This is a genomic window from Aeromonas sp. FDAARGOS 1410 (genome assembly GCF_019048745.1).
Classification (GTDB): domain Bacteria; phylum Pseudomonadota; class Gammaproteobacteria; order Enterobacterales; family Aeromonadaceae; genus Aeromonas; species Aeromonas jandaei.
Genome location: NZ_CP077401.1, coordinates 3,405,160 through 3,422,703, shown reverse-complemented (window position 1 = coordinate 3,422,703; position 17,544 = coordinate 3,405,160). Strand labels below are relative to the sequence as shown.

15 protein-coding genes are annotated in these 17,544 nt (G+C 57.5%); 5 read left to right on the top strand and 10 right to left on the bottom strand.

Features of this window, described 5'->3' with window-relative positions; translation table 11 throughout:
- Window positions 1–515 precede the first annotated feature (515 nt).
- Window positions 516–662, top strand: coding sequence for a hypothetical protein (locus I6L40_RS15865; RefSeq protein WP_165791294.1), 147 nt, complete (start codon window positions 516–518; stop codon window positions 660–662).
- Between the two features lie 151 nt (window positions 663–813).
- On the opposite strand, the gene I6L40_RS15860 is transcribed toward I6L40_RS15865, so the two are convergent.
- From I6L40_RS15860 to manA, 3 genes are all read right to left on the bottom strand, one after another.
- Window positions 814–2,454, bottom strand: coding sequence for a methyl-accepting chemotaxis protein (locus tag I6L40_RS15860; protein ID WP_071911088.1), 1,641 nt, complete (start codon window positions 2,452–2,454; stop codon window positions 814–816).
- Window positions 2,455–3,361: 907 nt separating this feature from the next.
- Entirely contained in the window at window positions 3,362–3,910 is a 549-nt protein-coding gene (locus I6L40_RS15855) for a hypothetical protein (protein ID WP_254204043.1), read from the bottom strand.
- A gap of 226 nt (window positions 3,911–4,136) precedes the next feature.
- Complete coding sequence (manA, locus tag I6L40_RS15850) at window positions 4,137–5,336, bottom strand: mannose-6-phosphate isomerase, class I (protein WP_216994543.1); 1,200 nt, start codon at window positions 5,334–5,336, stop codon at window positions 4,137–4,139.
- A 129-nt stretch (window positions 5,337–5,465) separates the two neighbouring features.
- Here manA and I6L40_RS15845 point away from each other — a divergent pair, with 129 nt between their 5' ends.
- Entirely contained in the window at window positions 5,466–6,338 is an 873-nt protein-coding gene (locus I6L40_RS15845; RefSeq protein WP_071911094.1) for an AraC family transcriptional regulator, read from the top strand.
- 170 nt (window positions 6,339–6,508) lie between these two features.
- Entirely contained in the window at window positions 6,509–7,762 is a 1,254-nt protein-coding gene (gene icd, locus I6L40_RS15840) for an NADP-dependent isocitrate dehydrogenase (protein ID WP_071911096.1), read from the top strand.
- A gap of 76 nt (window positions 7,763–7,838) precedes the next feature.
- On the opposite strand, the gene I6L40_RS15835 is transcribed toward icd, so the two are convergent.
- Entirely contained in the window at window positions 7,839–9,170 is a 1,332-nt protein-coding gene (locus I6L40_RS15835; protein WP_216994542.1) for a D-serine ammonia-lyase, read from the bottom strand.
- Between the two features lie 16 nt (window positions 9,171–9,186).
- Window positions 9,187–10,524, bottom strand: coding sequence for a D-serine transporter DsdX (gene dsdX / locus I6L40_RS15830; RefSeq protein WP_071911100.1), 1,338 nt, complete (start codon window positions 10,522–10,524; stop codon window positions 9,187–9,189).
- A gap of 221 nt (window positions 10,525–10,745) precedes the next feature.
- Between dsdX and dsdC the strand changes: the two genes are divergently transcribed.
- Complete coding sequence (gene dsdC, locus I6L40_RS15825) at window positions 10,746–11,696, top strand: DNA-binding transcriptional regulator DsdC (RefSeq protein WP_071911102.1); 951 nt, start codon at window positions 10,746–10,748, stop codon at window positions 11,694–11,696.
- Between the two features lie 96 nt (window positions 11,697–11,792).
- On the opposite strand, the gene I6L40_RS15820 is transcribed toward dsdC, so the two are convergent.
- The 3 genes from I6L40_RS15820 to I6L40_RS15810 all read right to left on the bottom strand — a co-directional run bounded on the left by I6L40_RS15820 (window position 11,793) and on the right by I6L40_RS15810 (window position 13,833).
- Window positions 11,793–11,969, bottom strand: a complete 177-nt coding sequence (locus I6L40_RS15820) for a hypothetical protein (protein WP_104014414.1) — start codon at window positions 11,967–11,969, stop codon at window positions 11,793–11,795.
- 324 nt (window positions 11,970–12,293) lie between these two features.
- Complete coding sequence (locus I6L40_RS15815) at window positions 12,294–12,743, bottom strand: C40 family peptidase (protein WP_041208586.1); 450 nt, start codon at window positions 12,741–12,743, stop codon at window positions 12,294–12,296.
- A 181-nt stretch (window positions 12,744–12,924) separates the two neighbouring features.
- Window positions 12,925–13,833 (bottom strand): hydrogen peroxide-inducible genes activator, encoded by a 909-nt coding sequence (locus I6L40_RS15810; RefSeq protein ID WP_071911103.1) that lies wholly within the window; start codon window positions 13,831–13,833, stop codon window positions 12,925–12,927.
- A gap of 145 nt (window positions 13,834–13,978) precedes the next feature.
- On the opposite strand from I6L40_RS15810, the gene I6L40_RS15805 reads away from it, so the two are divergent.
- On the top strand, window positions 13,979–14,581 hold the full coding sequence (locus I6L40_RS15805; protein ID WP_033114317.1) for a peroxiredoxin C: 603 nt from the start codon (window positions 13,979–13,981) through the stop codon (window positions 14,579–14,581).
- 452 nt (window positions 14,582–15,033) lie between these two features.
- Here I6L40_RS15805 and I6L40_RS15800 read toward each other — a convergent pair whose 3' ends face one another.
- Together I6L40_RS15800 and I6L40_RS15795 are read right to left on the bottom strand one after the other, a co-directional pair.
- Complete coding sequence (locus tag I6L40_RS15800; protein ID WP_033114318.1) at window positions 15,034–15,999, bottom strand: alpha-L-glutamate ligase-like protein; 966 nt, start codon at window positions 15,997–15,999, stop codon at window positions 15,034–15,036.
- Between the two features lie 3 nt (window positions 16,000–16,002).
- A complete protein-coding gene (locus I6L40_RS15795) occupies window positions 16,003–17,541 on the bottom strand; it encodes an inactive transglutaminase family protein (RefSeq protein WP_042031232.1) in 1,539 nt (512 codons plus the stop codon).
- Window positions 17,542–17,544: the final 3 nt, after the last annotated feature.

The following is a 17,544-nucleotide window of genomic DNA, read 5'->3' as shown; positions in this document are numbered from 1 at the left end:
GGTTGACTGGAATATTGTTCTCCCGTTGCCCCCTCGTCGAAATCGGACAAATGTGCCGTTTACTGGATTTTTGTGTGACATCCTCCGCCCTGTGACCCTGCTCGCAATTTACACAGCCTTGGGTTTAACCATGATTAATCAGTAAAACCATTTATAAACAATGAGTTGATTTGCCGCTCATTATTAATCTCTGTTTGAGTGACGCGATTCTTGCAATCCTGCAGATGGAGATTTGTGTGAGTGGGACAGCCATAAAAAGTGTGAAGAGAACGGCAAAAAACAGGATTTGGGTGAGGGTCCCGCTGAGCAATGTAGTGACGAGAGTGAGGTGCGAAGGGAGGAGGAGAGAGTGATGACCAGCCCAAATATTCGATTGGTTCAGCTAAAAGCAATCGTTTATTTGATTGGACAGTTGGCGGGATCTGGTTGTCGAAACAGGTGATACATTGGCCAAGTGCCGTCAGCCCTGAGTCGCGTTCAACATGTGTGACTCGCCAAAACAAGGAGATATTCTGATGGAAAAACTAGACCAAGAGGTCGACACCATGCGCCAGGAGCTGGAGCGTCAGCTGCAGCAGCAAGCCCACAACAAGTGGCAGGCGAGAGTCGATGCACTGCAGCAGGAGCGCTCCGGTGATTATCAGGAAGAAGAGGTAGGGTAACCGCTCAATTTATCGTGTGAGCCGATAAGAGCCACAGTCCGGTTTTGCTATCGGCAACTCTGCGTAATAACGCAACCCCGCAGCGCTTGTACGCTGCGGGGTTGTTTATTTGGGGAACGCGTCAGATTGACTTGCCCTCGGGGAGTGGTCGTCAGATCCGGAACTTGCGCACCACATCCTGCAGCTGGCTTGCCAGCAGGTTGAGGTCGTTGCAAGCCTGAGCCATTTGCTTGGCGCCGGTGGCGACCTCTTCCGAGGCGTTGCTGATATTGACCACGTTGCGGTTGAGCTCCTCGCTGACAGCTCCCTGCTCTTCGGTTGCCGTGGCGATCTGGATGTTCATATGGGAAATGCTATTGACCGAGCTGCTGATCTCGCCAATGGCGGCACCCGCCTCGCGGGCTGTATGAACCGTCTCCGTCATCATATCCTGACTCTGCTGCATGGTGACGCCCGCTTCGTTGGCGCGCAGCTGCAGTTCGGAGATGATGCGATTGATCTGGGAGGTGGAGTCCTGAGTGCGTTTGGCCAGAGTGCGTACTTCATCGGCGACCACGGCGAAACCACGACCCTGTTCACCTGCCCGTGCGGCCTCGATTGCTGCATTCAGTGCCAGCAGGTTGGTCTGCTCGGCAATCCCCTGGATCACTTCAAGCACCATGCCGATATTTCGGCTGTCATCACCCAGCTGGCGGATTACCAGAGCCGTCTCTTCGATGGCGGTAGCCACTTTCTCGATCCTGCCGATGGAGTCATTGACGGTCTCGCTGCCCTGTGCAGCAGTATCGCTGGCGGAGGTTGCTGCGCTGGCGGCGTCGTTGGTGTTGCGGGCAACCTCCTGTACCGTGGCCTGCATCTCGTTCATGGCGGTTGCCAGCTGATTGAGCTCATGCTGCTGAGCCCCCATGTTATTGGCCGATTGCAGTGCCACCGCGCTGATCTCTTCGGCGGCCGCTCCCAGCTGCACCACCGAGCCAGAGACCTCGTTGACCAGCATGCGAAGATTGGATTGCATCTCGTTGAATCCCTGAGCCAGTTTGCCCAGCTCGTCATGGGAGAAGCATTGCATATCGAGCTGGCTGGTGAGGTTGCCTGCCGCCACCTGGCGGGTCTGCTCCAGCAGGGTCATCACCGGATTGCGGATCTGCCGGATCAGCAGCCAGGCCACAATAATCACGAACAACAGGGTTAGCGCACCGATCGTAGTGCTCAGCAGTTTGGCTCGCTCATAGGAAGCCTCACTCTGTTTGGTCAGTTGATTGGCGACCCGATCGTTCTCCTTGCGTAGTTCCAGACCATCCTGCCCGGCCTGTTCAAGTGCTGTGCGGGACTCATTTTTGATCAACGACTGCACCCGAACCATGTCGCCCTGTACGATGGCCGTTTGCAGGTTGTCATGGACGGAGAAGTATTTGGCTGCAGCAGCCTGCAGGTCGGCGAAGATATTGCGATCTTGTTCCGAGACAAAAGGCATAGATCCATACCGTTGTTCGGCGGCAGTGAACTGGTTTTTTGCCGCCTCGAAATTCTGTGTGCTGTTGCTGAGGGAGGTGGAATCCTTACCCAGTGCATCGATCACCATGTTCAGCTCGGCACGGCGAGCATCCAGCAAGGCCACGTGCATCTGGCTGGATGCACGGATGGAGGGAACAATATTATCAGTGACCTCGCTGGCATCACGGTAAATATTGGATAGTTGCGCAGTGGCAAACCAGGCAAACCCCAGCATCAACAATGCGAGAGTGGTAAACGCCATTATCAGCTTTTGCCCTATTGTCATTTTTGTCAGCATATAGCCTCTTGTATCTATCATTTTTCAAGGAAATCGATATGTGAATTTTTATATCGACTACGGGATGTGATACCTTAAAAATAAATCAAATAAAAGCGAGATTAATCACAAGGGAAATGAAATGTTCATTTTCTGGCATCAACCGTGTTTGGCTGACATGCCAAAAATAAATATCAGATCCATCACCAGTCATTTTTTATTATTGATAGAATCATCTAATTATTTTTGTCGAATCACTTTGTACTTTTAAATCCAGCGTGGTCATGGCTATCAAGTTTTGTTGTGGTTTTTCTTTTTAATTCAATGGCTTTGTGTTTTTGGATTGCTGATGGGTATTGGCTGGTTATGTCCATTTGACACTATTTATCTGCTAAGTGAAATGACGGCGAGCAGGTTTTGGTAAATCAAAAGAGAACTCTTTCATTTCACTGAGGCTTGCTTCGTGGTTGTACCGTCATGACATATGATGACATCTATGAAATGGCATGAAAAAATGCATCGGCGAGCTATCTCCATGGTGATTTTGGCTCTCATTGGAACCGATAAATAAAAGAGATAAGGAGTGCACTATTATTTTTCTCCCCTCATATTATCCAGATGATCCGGATATCATTCCTGTTTGAGCGGACGCCCAATATTTTCCTCCAGCAGAGTGAGCTTTCTGAATCAGGAGTTAATCAAGCACTGACGGCCAGTGGGAAGCGCAGCAGGGTTGAGTTTAGTGTGAGGTTCAAGGAGCGATGGCGGAGCCGAGCCGCCAAAAGAGAGTAAGCAGAGGAGAGGCATACCGAAAACTGAGCGGTTTTCCAAATAATTCATATGTGTTGTGTGAGGGATAGGGAATATCAGCCCCTTTTCATTCAGCGCCGGGAGTGCTGGCCTTACCCCGCAGCCCTTCCAAGGTCGTTTATTGCTGCCCGCCATCATTTTGCAACTGCCACTGCTGCAGCTGCTTTTTCAGAGAGCCTTCGCCCGGGGGAATAAAGTCGTCGAGCAAAAAGCAGCGTTGATCGCCCGATTTTTGCAGCTGGAGGGTGACCTCCTGCGGCTCTTGCCGGGTATCTGTCATCGCCAGACGGTAGCGCATGGTTACGGCCACCGTGCTGTCGCTGCTGCTGGTTGCACTGAAGGTGATAGGCTCAACCACATCGCCATCCTGCGCGTTGGTCCAGGGATCGGCATCAATGGCGCACACCTCCCCGTCGGCATTGCACTCGGCCTCGCGGCTCAGCACGCTGAAAAAGTCCGGGGTCAGCAACTCTTTGATCTTGGCCGGATCGGTGTAATAGAAATTCCGGTGATGCTCCCAGAACGCCTTGGCATGCTTGATGGCAACGCCGTCATCGCAAGCGGCATAAACCGGGTTGCCCAGCAGTGCCAGCAGCAACAGCGGGAGTGCGGTGCCGGCTTTCATGGTCTGGCTCCTGACCTGTGCCGGTTGACGAGGAAGGGTCATGGCGGTCTCCGGAAAAAGGTGGTGGTTAAACGGGCATCATAGTCAACGCTGGGCGCAGCAAAAGAGGAATGTGGTGAATTTATGCTGCACATCAAGAATTTTGGCAGTAAAAGTCGTATCCGAATGGAGTCTATTTTTCGGCTGGAAACTGCGCAATGAACTGATTCGCAAGAAAAAGGGCCATCGATGATGGCCCCTTCGTTTATTCGGTAATGGCGTTTGCGCCTTAGCTGCGGTTGCCGGCGCGGGCGACCCGCCCTTCGGCCAGCAGCTGGTAGTTGCCGGTGGCGGCCGGGATAAAGGCGGACTGGCCCTTCTCGAGACGCAGCGTCTCATCGCCGCGCTTGAGGATCACGGTTGCATCGATGGCAAACAGGATTTCGGCGCTGGCGGTGGTGAGCTGGTGCTCGCCAGCCGGATAGACGCTGAAGGTGAAGTCAGGTACCGGTACCTCGAAGTGCTGCACCGATCCTTCAACATGGGGAGCAAGCAGGATCTGGTCGTCCGGTTTGGCCTGGCAGCGGGTACAGTCCAGGAGCTCTGCCACGTCGATGTACTTGGGGGTGAGGCCGGCGCGCAGCACGTTGTCGGAGTTGGCCATGATCTCGAGGCCGGTGCCGCGTACATAGGCGTGCGGGGTGCAGGCATCGAGGAACATCGCCTGCCCGGGCTTGAGGGTCACCACGTTCAGTAGCAGCGGCGAGAAGAGGCCGACGTCGCCCGGATACTGGGCCGCCAGACTGGTGATGAGGGCAAAGGTCTCCTCATCCTGATGGGCGGCGGCATAGGTCAGCAGACCTGCAAGCGCCTCTTCCTTGCGCGCCCCTTCCAGTACCAGCAGTTGGTGGAAGAAGTGCTGCAGCCCCGCTTCATTCTGGCTGGCGGCAAGGGCTGCGGTCAGCTCGGCGATGGCCGGCAGATTGACCCGCTCAAACAGTGCCAGAATGGCCGGGATGTCGCGAAAGCCGTTCATCGCCTGATAGGGGGTAAGGGCAAACACCAGCTCGGGCTTGTGGTTCGGGTCCTTGTAGTTGCGATTGGCTGCCTTGGCATCGATGCCGGCGGCCTCTTCCTTGGCAAAGCCCGCTTCGGCCTGAGCCTTGCTCGGGTGCACCTGAATGGAGAGGGCCTTCTCGGCGCACAGCACCTTGAACAGGAATGGCAGACTGCCAAAACGGGCGAAGGTGGCCTCACCCAGCACTGCGGCGGGGGCGCGCTCGATCAGGGTCGAGAGCTTCTGGGGCTGGCCCGCCACGACTACGTCGGAACAACCGTTGGGATGGGCGCCCATCCAGAGCTCGGCCTGGGGTTTGCCCTCCGGATTGGCAATGCCAAACAGGGTGGTGAGGGAGTCATGACTGCCCCAGTCATAGCCTTGAATCGGGTTTTGCATCAACAGAAAGGAGGGCAGATCGCTACTGCTCATAAGGGACGCCTCGTCTAGTTTGAAGAAAATCGGGTGCAGAAAAGGGTGGCATTGCTGCTGTGGACCGGACTATAACATGGGCGGTCGCGCGCGCCGCAACCGCTTGCCTCTCTCTTGATCAGGATCACCATGTCTCTCATCTTCAGCCAACTGCTCGACGGAGCCCTGAGCGAACAGGTTCCATTTGACCGAATCTGGTTTGCCAGTGAACAGGGGGTACCCCCGGGTTTCAGCTATCAGGTCAACTTTCCCCGCCTCGAACTGGTGTTCAGCGGCGAGTATCTAAACCAGATCTGGGACCGGGAGGAGGGAGTCAGGGAGATCAGCGTATTGCCGGGACAGGCGCTCTACATTCCCCCCAACGGCTGGAACAAGCCGCTCTGGACCACCGACTGCTCGGTGTTGAGCCTGCTCTTTGGCAAGCGCCAGCTCGGCTTCAGTCTGGTGAGCAAGCGACGGGAAGACCCCGATTTCTTCGATGTGCAAAAGCACAGCATCATGGCGCGAGCGGGTCATGTCATCGAACACATACTGGCGGCGCTCAACGTGCTGGCCGAGGATCCCGGTCGCTCTCCCACCGACGACCACCTGCTGCAGGCGTTGTTGTCGAGTGCTCGGCAGCTGCTGATCGCCTCTGCTACCGATCGGCCGCGGGGGGCGGATCTCTTCCACGGGATCTGCATCTATATCCAGGAAAATTTTCACCGCCCCATCACCCGCGACTCCATTGCCCACCGCTTCAACGTTTCGGCCAGCCACCTCTCGCACCTGTTTCGCGAGCAGGGCCATATGCGCCTTGCCGATTACATCAGTTGGGTTCGGATCGATCGGGCCAAATTCATGCTGAAAAAGTACCGCTTTCGCCTTGAAGAGGTGGCGAGCCGTTGCGGCTACAGCGACGTGAACTACTTCTGCCGGGTGTTCAAGCAGAAGACGGGATTGACCCCGACCCAGTATCGCTCCCTGAGCCAGCCCCAGAACCAGAATCATGAGCTGGCGTGATAAAAACGGGGGCAAAACAGGGGCGCGGTCGGGAGGCTATCGCCACTGTCAAAGAGGCTCTACCTCTTTGGTCTGACATGCGAGCTCGCCATTTTATTATGAAAATGAATGGGCTAAGATGGCCGCGCGCAACAAACAAGTTGATAACAAACGGAAGTTAGGAGATGCCGATGGAAAGCAAAGTAGTTATCCCGACCCAGGGCCAGAAAATCACAGTCGACGCCAGCGGCAAGCTGCAGGTTCCCAACCATCCGATCATTCCGTTTATCGAAGGGGATGGCATCGGTGTTGACGTAACCCCGGCCATGTTGAATGTGGTGAATGCTGCGGTCGAGAAAGCCTACAAGGGCGAGCGCAAGATCGCCTGGATGGAGATCTACACCGGCGAGAAGTCAACTCATGTCTATGGCGAAGGTGCCTGGCTGCCGGCCGAAACCCTCGATTTCATTCGCGAATACTGTGTGGCCATCAAGGGCCCGCTGACCACGCCGGTCGGTGGCGGTATCCGCTCTCTCAACGTGGCTCTGCGTCAGGAGCTGGATCTCTACATCTGCCTGCGCCCGGTGCGTTACTACGACGGCACCCCGAGCCCGGTCAAGCGTCCTGATCTGACCGACATGGTGATCTTCCGCGAGAACGCCGAAGACATCTACGCCGGTATCGAGTGGAAGGGCGACAGCGCCGAAGCGAACAAGGTGATCGCCTTCCTGCAAAACGAGATGGGCGTGAAGAAAATTCGCTTCCCCGAGTCCTGCGGGATCGGCATCAAGCCGATGTCTAAGGCCGGTACCGAGCGTCTGGTGCGTGCCGCCATCGAGTATGCCATCGACAACGATCGCGACTCCGTGACCCTGGTGCACAAGGGCAATATCATGAAGTTCACCGAAGGTGCCTTCAAGGATTGGGGTTATGCTCTGGCCCAGAACGAGTACGGTGCCCAGCTGATCGACGGCGGCCCCTGGTGCTCCTTCAAGAACCCGAAAACCGGCAAGACCATCGTCATCAAGGATGTCATCGCCGACGCCTTCCTGCAGCAGATCCTGCTGCGTCCGGCCGAGTACGACGTTATCGCCTGTATGAACCTCAACGGTGATTACATCTCCGATGCGCTGGCCGCGCAGGTGGGTGGTATCGGTATTGCACCGGGTGCCAATATCGGTGACGGTGTGGCTCTGTTCGAAGCGACCCACGGTACTGCGCCGAAATATGCTGGTCAGGACAAGGTTAACCCGGGTTCCCTCATCCTCTCCGCCGAGATGATGCTGCGTCATATGGGCTGGGTCGAAGCGGCCGATCTCATCATCAAGGGGATGGAAGCAGCGATCCGCAACAAGACCGTCACCTATGACTTCGAGCGTCTGATGGAAGGGGCGACTCTGCGCTCCTGCTCCCAGTTTGCACAGGACATGATCGAGCAGATGTAATGTCTTCTGCTTGCCAGAAAAGACAAAACCGGCGCCTTGAGCGCCGGTTTTTTTTATCTCGAGTGAGTGAAGAGGATCAGATGTTGGCCGCAACCAGATACTTGGCCATCTCCTCGGCCGGGACCATGCCGCCGCCGGTGGCCCACACCAGATGGGTGGCGCGGGCCATGGTTGCCGTGTCCAGTCCCTGCGCGGTTTGCCATGCCGGATCGGCCGCTACACGCCAAGGGCCAGCCATGCCGGCCAGCGCAGAGGGTTCCAGCTTGATCTGCTCATCGCGCGCCAGCAGTCCCAGCAGGTCATACATCTCCTGATCGCTCAGGGTGTAGAAGCCATCGAGCAGCCGCTCCATGGCGCGACCGACGAAGCCGGAGGCGCGCCCCACAGCAAGGCCATCGGCCGCGGTGAGGTTGTCGATACCCAAATCCTGCACCGCAATGGCATCGTGTAGTCCGGTGTGAACCCCCAGCAGCATGCAGGGGGAGTGGGTCGGCTCGGCAAACAGACAGTGGACATGATCACCGAACGCGAGCTTGAGACCAAAGGCCACCCCGCCCGGGCCGCCGCCCACGCCACAGGGCAAATAGACAAACAGCGGGTGGTCGGCATCCACCTTGATGCCCATCTGGTCGAACTGCTTTTTCACCCGCTCGCCCGCCACCGAGTAGCCGAGGAACAGGGTGCGGGAGTTCTCGTCATCGATAAAGAAGCAGTTGGGATCCCGCTCGGCCTCTTTGCGCCCCTGTTCCACCGCAACCCCGTAATCTTCGGCATATTCGACCACGATGGCGCCATGTTCACGTAGTTTGCGTTTCTTCCACTCCCGCGCGTCGGCAGACATGTGGACGGTGACGGTAAAGCCCAGCTTGGCGCTCATGATGCCGATGGACATGCCAAGGTTGCCGGTGGAGCCTACCGCGATGCTGTACTGGCTGAAGAACTGGCGGAACTCGTCGCTAAAGAGCTTGCGGTAGTCATCCTCTTCTCGCAGCAGACCGGCTTTGATGGCCAGCTGCTCGGCATGGGCCAGCACCTCGTAGATGCCGCCGCGCGCCTTGATGGAGCCGGAGATGGGCAGGTGGCTATCTTTTTTCAGCAGCAGTCTACCGGTGACTTCAACGCCGTAACGCTGGTTGAGCGTGGCCTGCATCGCCGGAATGGCGGCGATGTCGGACTCCAGAATACCGTTGCTGGCGCGGGTCTCGGGGAAGGCTTCGCACATGTAGGGGGCGAAGCGGGCCAGCCGAGCGGAAGCGTCCGCCACATTGTTGTTATCGAGCCCCACATAGGACAGACCGGCAGCCAGAGTGGTGGTGTTGGGGTTGAACCAGGTGACTGGCTCAAGCGCGATCAGGGATTGCACCAGTGGAAATTGCGCTGTGAGCTGTTGTACGTCGATGTTTTTCATAGTGTTCTCGGTCTTGTTACACGATAAAGGAGAGCAGGAAGGTACCGGCCAGCGCCATCAGGGAGGCGACAAAGGTAGCGGTGGTGTAGTACTTGAGCGTTTCGTTCAGGGTGGCGCCGCAATACTGCTTGACCAGCCAGAACAGAGAGTCAGTCACCATGGTGCAGCCAATGGCACCGGAGCCGATGGCCAGGGTCATGATCTCCGGGCTGATGTTCGGATAGTGCACCATGATGGGGGAGACGATGGCGGTGGCGCCCATCATGGCGACGGTAGCGGAGCCCACGGCGGCGTGCAGCACGATGGCAACTAGCCAGGCCAGCAGAATGGGGTGCATATCCAGCTGGGAGAGGATGGTGGCCAGGCTATCGCCCAGGCCGCTTGCCTTGAGCACCCCGTTGAAAGCGCCACCCGCACCGATGATGAGCAGAATGTTGGCGATGGAGGAGAAGCACTCCTCGGTCTTGTTAAGCAGTCCCTCCATCTTCATTTGCTGGCGGATCCCCAGCACGTAGTAGGCGGTGAAGGCTGCGATAAACATGGCGGTGATGGGGTTGCCGATAAACTCCAGCACAGTGTAGAGGTGGCTGGCGTGATCCATGTTGAGCTCGGCCACCGTCTTGGCCAGCATCAGCAGGATGGGCAGCAGCACGGTAAAGAGCGAGGCGCTCAAGGTCGGGAGAGTGGCCTCATCGCGCGCCTTGATGTCGGCAAAGGCATCGGGTACCCCCTTGAACGGGAGCCGGTTACCCAGCAGTTTGAGGAACAGGGGGCCGCCGATAAGAGAGGCGAAGAGGCCGACCGCCAGACCATAGACGATGACGGAACCCACATCGGCGCCCAGCTGATTGGTGACATAGAGGGCAGCAGGGTGCGGCGGTACGATGCAGTGCACGGCCATCAGGGCGGTACAGAGCGGAATGGCCAGCTTGAGCAGCGAGGTGTTGGTCTTGCGGGCGATGGAGAAGGCCAGCGGGATCAGCAGCACAACGCCGACTTCGACAAACAGGGTGATGCCACATACCAGACCAACCAGCACCATGATGACATCCGGCGAGAGCCAGCGGCATCTCTGCAGGGCGAGGCCGATACGCTCCGCCGCGCCCGACACCTCCATCATCTTGCCGAGTATGGTGCCAAGGCCGATGACGGCGGCGAGAAAGCCGAGCGTGCCGCCAATTCCCTCTTCCATGGCGCTGACCATCTTGAGGGGCTCCATCCCCATCAGGGTACCCACATAGAAGCTGGCCAACAGCAGGGCAAGAAAGGGGTGGATCTTGCCCTTCACTATGGTGACCACGATAAGAACGATGCTACTTAGCAAGGTAGCGATGACCCATACCTCTGAACTCATACTGCGCCTCGACATCTGTTGTGTGTGATTGTTTATGCGCTATTGAATGAAAATGAGGCGGGGCTGACAAATGATGAAATCGACCACTTGGATGAGCTGAAGTGATGCAAAATGGCCTTATTGGTCACATTTTCTGTAAATGATGTTGATTGGGTCTTTTCATTGCATCTGGAAAGGGGGCTGCGCGGTATGATGTACGTGAACCGGTGAGAGGAGTTTGAATGTATATCGCGGATCACTACATATCGCGCAACAAGCTGCTGAATGGCTACCAGCTGGCCAAGCTGCACACCTTCGAGGCGGCAGCGCGCCACGGCTCTTTTGCCATGGCTGCTGACGAGCTATCCCTCAGTCCCAGCGCTGTGAGCCACAGGATCAGCGCGCTGGAGGAGGAGCTGGGCTTTCAGCTCTTTGAGCGTTTCCATCGCAAGGTGGTGTTGACGGCGGAAGGGCAGCGGGTGTTCTGGGCGCTCAAGTCATCGCTGGAGTTCATCAATCAGGAGATCCTGGAGATCAGGAATCAGGAGCTCTCGGGCACTCTGACCATCTACTCGCGCCCCTCCATCGCCCAGTGCTGGCTGGTGCCAAGGCTGGCCGACTTCTCAAGACTGCATCCCCAGATCGAGCTGAACATTGTGACCGGCAACGAGAACATCAATCTGCACGGTTATGGCATCGATCTGACCCTCTACTTCGACGAGAAGGTACCGGAGCGGCTCGCCATCCACCATCTGATGGATGAGTACATAGTGCCGGTTTGCAGCCCCGAATATGCCATGCAACACAACCTGCTGGAGAATCCCGGCAACTTGCAGCACTGTCGGCTGCTGCACGATCGGCAGGCCTGGGGGTATGACTCCGATGGTGATGAGTGGGAGAGCTGGGCACGCCACCACGGAGTGAGCCTCGCAGAATGCCGGCTAAATATGGGCTTTGATCGCTCCGATCTCGCCATCATCGCCGCCATGAACCATGGGGGCATTGCCATGGGACGCAAGAATCTGGTGAGCAAGCGGTTGACGCGCAACGAACTGGTGACCCCGTTTTCGGGTCGTGAGGTGAAGTGCGAGCAGCGTTACTACATTGCGACCCTGCCCAATCGCCAGTGTCCCAAGATCCAGGCGTTTATCGAGTGGGCGCAGCAAACGGCGCAAGAGACCGCATCGGCCTGATGAGGCCGGTTGCTGGAAAAACAAAATAGGGGTTATTGGGGGAGGGGATAAACAAGCGCCTTGCAGCGCGGTGCTGCAAGGCGAATAGTCGAAGGATCAGGTGGTTCTTTCCAGATGGTGCTGGTAAATCTGCTGCCACTTGTCCAGCTCGGTCTCATCCCCTTGCTGCTGCCAGAACTCGCAGATGGAGCTGGCAAGCTCGGATGCCATGGCGTGGTCGCCATCGCGGCGGCTCATCAGATATTGTCCAAGCCAGCTTTGGTACTGTTTCATTGCACGATCTCCTTATCAATTTGACGATTGATACTGCGGCTGCGACGGCTCCACACCCTGAACGGGCCCGGTCGCAGGCACCTTGCGCCTTGTCTGCGGATCTCCCTGTTTTCGCCGTTATAAGTGTCAATTCAGACAGATAGCGGTCGAGAAAGGAGCGAAGGTGTCAAAAATTGGCCACTACCTTATCACAAAAAGATGTGAAGATCAGGTTTTGGGGTCAATTGGGTTATAAATCGGGCGAAAATTGAGCCTGATAGCGACAGAAGGGGCCAGAAAGCTTGCGCCCCTATCTTGTCTGTTGCGGGCTGTATGGTTGGAAAATTACTGAGTGAGGCGGCGTGCCTGCCAGTAGCGACTGTTCCAGTAGACATTGTCGAGCCGCGAGCGGATAACCCCCTTGCTGGTGGAGGCGTGGATAAACTCCCCGGCACCGGTGTAGACACCCACGTGATACTGCTGCCAGCCGGTCTTGAAGAAGACCAGATCACCGTGCTGCAGCCGGTAGCGATCGACGGGTTGGCCGATATTGGCCTGGGATTCGGTGGTTCTTGGCAGGTTGACCCCCAGCACCTGGTTGTAGGCGAGCTGGGTGAAGGCAGAGCAGTCGAGCCCGGCGCGACTGGTGCCGCCCATCCGGTAAGGGACACCGCGCCACTGCTGATAGAAGCCGTCGAAGGCGCTGCTCTGGCGCGGGGCCGGAGGTGGCTCAGGCGTACTGGAACAGGCGGCCAGCAGCAGGGTCAGCAGGATGAGCAGCAACGGACGGTACATCGGGGCACATTCTCCAGAACAAACGTGGCAAAACAGGTGCGGCAGGACACGTTCGGCACGACAACTTTTCCATCATAAACAAGGTATTGGTCAGATACCTAGCTACATGTGACAAAAATGGTCGTTTTGTTGCAAAAAAACGCCAGCACGGTGGCTGGCGCTTGGGGTCTGGCGTCACAGGTCAGGAGGTGGGGCTGATCAGCGGCTTGAGCAGCTCGGCCAGCTTGTAGAAGGTTTGCACCCGGGTGGTGCTGGGGCGCCACACCAGCCCGATCTCGCGATAGGGGTGTTCGCCGGGCAGCGGGATGGCCACCAGATCGGAGTTGTCGAGAATACCGGCATCGATGGCCATCTGAGGCAGGAAGGTGGTGCCAAGACCCGCCTCCACCATCTGTACCAGAGTGTGCAGGCTGGTGGCGGCGAACGGGTTGATCTTGCTCTTGTCCCGCAGCCGGCAGGCGCTCACCGCATGCTCGGTGAGACAGTGCTCCCGCTCCAGCAGGAAGATGCTCTGGTTGGGCAGCTCCTTGTAGTCGAACGGGGTGTGCAGACCGGCCGCCATGCTGGCGGGCATCACCATGTGGAAGGGGTCCTGACCGACCGTCTTGCAGTGAAAGCCACCAATCTCGATGGGCAGGGCGAGGATCAGCAGGTCGAGCTGCCCCTGCTCAAGTTGTTTGAGCAGATTGCTGGTGGTGTCTTCCCGCAGCAACAATTCGAGGTCAGGATAGGCCTTGCTGCACTCTTTGAGCAGCTTGCTCAGGAGGAAGGGGGCAATAGTGGGGATGCAGCCGAGGCGCACCGTGCCTTGCATCACCCCGCCCTGATTGAGGCCAAGTTCCATCAGATCCCGCGCATCGGAGAGCAAATTGCGAGCCCGCTCGACGATTTCCATGCCGACCGGGGTCATAATGAAGCTCTTGTGGTCACGCTCCACCAGTTGCAGGTTCATCATGTCCTCCAGCGTCTGGATCCCGGTACTCAGGGTCGATTGACTGACATGACAGGCCTTGGCGGCGCGATTGAAGTTTTTGTGCTCGTCGAGAGCAACCAGATATTGCAGCTGTTTGAGGCTGGGCCAACGTTGCATAGAAAAACCCGATTAATGCTATCTATTTAATTTGATTTACTAATCTACCACCGGGTATATAGTTTGTCGCTTGAATTAGACGGACTTGGCTCTAGGTAGCCCAATCCTGACTGGATTGTTCACTTCACATAAAGAGGAATTGAATATGGTATTGGTAGGCCGTCCCGCACCCGATTTTACCGCTGCAGCTGTTCTGGGTAATGGTGAGATTGTTGACACTTTCACCCTGTCATCCCACATCAAAGGCAAAGCTGCCGTTGTCTTCTTCTATCCGCTCGATTTCACCTTCGTTTGCCCGTCCGAGCTGATTGCCTTCGACCACCGCTATGAAGAGTTCCAGAAGCGTGGCGTGGAAGTGATCGGTGTTTCCATCGATTCCCAGTTCTCCCACAACGCATGGCGCAACACCAAAGTTGAAGATGGTGGTATCGGTCAGGTCAAGTACCCGCTGATCGCCGACGTCAAGCACGAAATCTGCAAAGCCTACGACGTTGAGCATCCGGAAGCCGGTGTTGCTTTCCGTGGCTCCTTCCTGATCGACAAGAACGGTGTTGTTCGTCACCAGGTTGTCAACGATCTGCCGCTGGGTCGCAACATCGACGAAATGCTGCGCATGGTCGACGCCCTGCAGTTCCACGAAGAGCACGGTGAAGTGTGCCCGGCTCAGTGGGAAAAAGGCAAAAAAGGTATGCAAGCCTCTCCGGACGGCGTTGCCAAGTACCTGTCCGAGAACGCTGACTCCCTGTAATCGGGTTCGCTCTCTGCTTGAAAAACCGGTGCCTTGGCGCCGGTTTTTTTATATCTGCAATTCATTGCTCCGATGTTCATAGCACACGGTCATGCGGGTCTTGCTCATTACCCATGGCAGGAGCCCGGGATGATGGTGTCGGGCAAGAGAGCGGGCGCAGTTCCCAGCAGGCCATGGCGCGTCGGGCCGCTATCTGGCGCTGAAATTGTTTCACCTACGAAACTGATATCAAGATTTCCCATCTTAATTTGCAACAATATGAGTCCAGGAGGGGGCAGAAGCGTCGCCGGAATAGGCGATAGTGAAGCGCCGTGTTGCCCCTTATCAGCAAGAGGATCGTGGGCAAGCGGCATGGCTGCGAGAGTTGGGCGGTGCGCAGTGGCTTGCCCGCAGAGAAATGCGAAGGATAAAAAAAGCGCGCCATGGGCGCGCTTTTTTGCGGGAATCAGCGGCTATTCGTCAAAGACCCCGAAGTGCTCCTTGGCGAAGTTGACCCGCTGCTCCACGTTCATCTTCACCTGACCCAGCTTCTCGATGGTCTTGAGGTTGGGCACCAGACCGCGGCCGTTGGCGATTTGAATGGCCAGACCCGGGCGGGCGTTAAGCTCCAGCAGCATGGGGCCGCGGAACTTGTCGAGCACCATGTCGGTACCGATATAGCCCAGACCCGACATCTCGTAGCAGGAGGCCGCCAGCGTCAGCAGGGTATCCCAGTGGGGCACCTTGAGCTCGTAGAGATCGAGGCCGGTATCCGGATGGTGGCGCAGCGGATTGCCAAACTGCACCGCCCGCAGGGCGCGGCCGGTACGCAGGCAGAGACCCACGCCCACAGCACCCTGGTGCAGGTTCGCCTTGCCATCGGAGGCCGAGGTGGAGAGGCGCATCATCGCCATCACCGGGAAGCCCTTGAAGATGATCACCCGGGCATCGGGCACCCCTTCAAACGAGTAGCCGTCGAACACGTCATCGAAGTTGATGAGGCCTTCGACCAGCGCCACGTCGGGCTTGCCGCCCAGCGAATAGAGTCCCGCCAGAATGTTGGAGACATGGCGCTCCAGATCCTGACCGTTGCTGGCACTGCCGTTGGGTTTGTAGAAGAGGCCATCTTCCTGACGCAGGATCACCAGGATCCCCTTGCCGCCGGAGCCGCGCGCCGGCTTGATGCAGAAGCCCGGCCAATCCTTGACCAGCTCGGTGATGCGACCCACGTCGTGCTGGGCGCGGATGGTGCCGATCAGTTCCGGCACCGTTACGCCCGCATCCAGCGCGATACGCTTGGTCTGCAGCTTGTCATCCACCAGCGGATAGAGGCTGCGCGGATTGTAGCGGCTGATGTAGGAGTGGTTGCGCTTGTTCATGCCGAGGATGCCTGCCTGCGACAGGCTCCACGGGGTGGTGTACTTTTCCCAGAACCACATCTGTTACTTGTCCTTACCCGGGGTGGCACCGGAACGCATCTCGTCTACCAGCGGCTTGAAGCGCTTGAGTTCGCTCAGCTTGTAGCCGGTGTAGTTACCCATCAACAGCACGGTCGCCATCAGCACCAGCTGCAGGCCGAGGAAGTTGAAGGTGAGGTGACGAATGAGCTCGTTATCCATGGCCAGATAGGCGATGACTGCTACCAGCAGGGAGCCGCCACCCTGGCGGAATACCTCTTTCGGGCCCTCTTCTTCCCACAGGATGGACATCCGTTCGATGGTCCAGGAGAGGATGATCATCGGGAAGAAGGTGATCTTCATGCCGTCGGTCAGCCCCAGCTTGAAGGCGAACGCCGAGAAGACCCCGATCAACGAGATAACCATGATGATGATGGCTGATATCCGCGCTACCAGCAGCAGGTTGAGCCGCGACAGGTAGGAGCGGATCACCAGACCGGTGCCGACGATAAGCAGGAAGCCCACCAGACCGGTGATCAGCTGGGTCTGGATAAAGGCGACCGCGATCAGCACCGGCATAAAGGTACCGGAGGTCTTGATCCCGACGATGACCCGCAGGAACACCACCATCAGTACGCCGATGGGGATCAGCAGCAAGCCCTTGAACAGGGTCTGCTCTTCCAGCGGCAGGCTGTGGATGGAGAAGTTCATCATCTCTGACTTTTCAAACTTCTGGGCCAGCGCCACGCTCACCGGTTGCTCCTGCTCGATCATCGAGAAGCTTACCTTGGAGTTGTGGCCGCCAGTCACATCCAGCAACGAGCCGGAGTTGTACTCCCACAGCAGCAGGTTGCCAGGACGGCCCTGTTCGCCGGTCTGCGGGTTGAACAGCTTGTAGTCAGTCGGGCTGTTGAACACCTGCAGGTAATCGACCAGCTCCTGACGACGACGACCATCTTCCAGGCTCAGGGCGTGGACGACGCGGGCCGGTACGTCAGCATTGTTGAGCAGCTCGGCGATCAGGTTGGCGCGGCTCTTGTGCTTTTTCAGCAGCTCGGCGTTCTGCTCCTGCTTCTCGATCTCCTTGATGATCTCGCGAGTCAGGGTGTAGCCATCGGCAGAGCGCTCCTGGGCGCGCTCCAGGATCTGCTTCATGGCGGTGGCGTAGGGCTCGCTCTCGATCTGCTTCTCGATAGCGGGCGGCTGCGGATTGGCGGCCGGTTTGGCGTGGGCATCCGCCATCATGTCGACGCGGTAGTAGAGCTCCTGACGGCCGGAGGCGGTGCGGATCGACCACTCGGCGCGCGCATCGCCATCCTTCTCGACGAAGGAGAGGCCGTAGCCGGGGCTGGCGGCGTTTTCGTTCATCAGGGTAAAGCCGGGCTGGGTACCCGGAATGGCCAGGGAGGCGATCACCGGCTCACCGGTGGCTTCAAACTCCAGCTTGGCTTCGATAGACCAGATCTGGCGCTTTTCACCGGGCGTGAGCGGAACGTCCAACGCGATGTGGTGATAGATCGTCATCCCCAGGCCGACAATGTACAGCAGGGCTACCAGCAAATAGAACGGCTTACGGGAAACCATGGA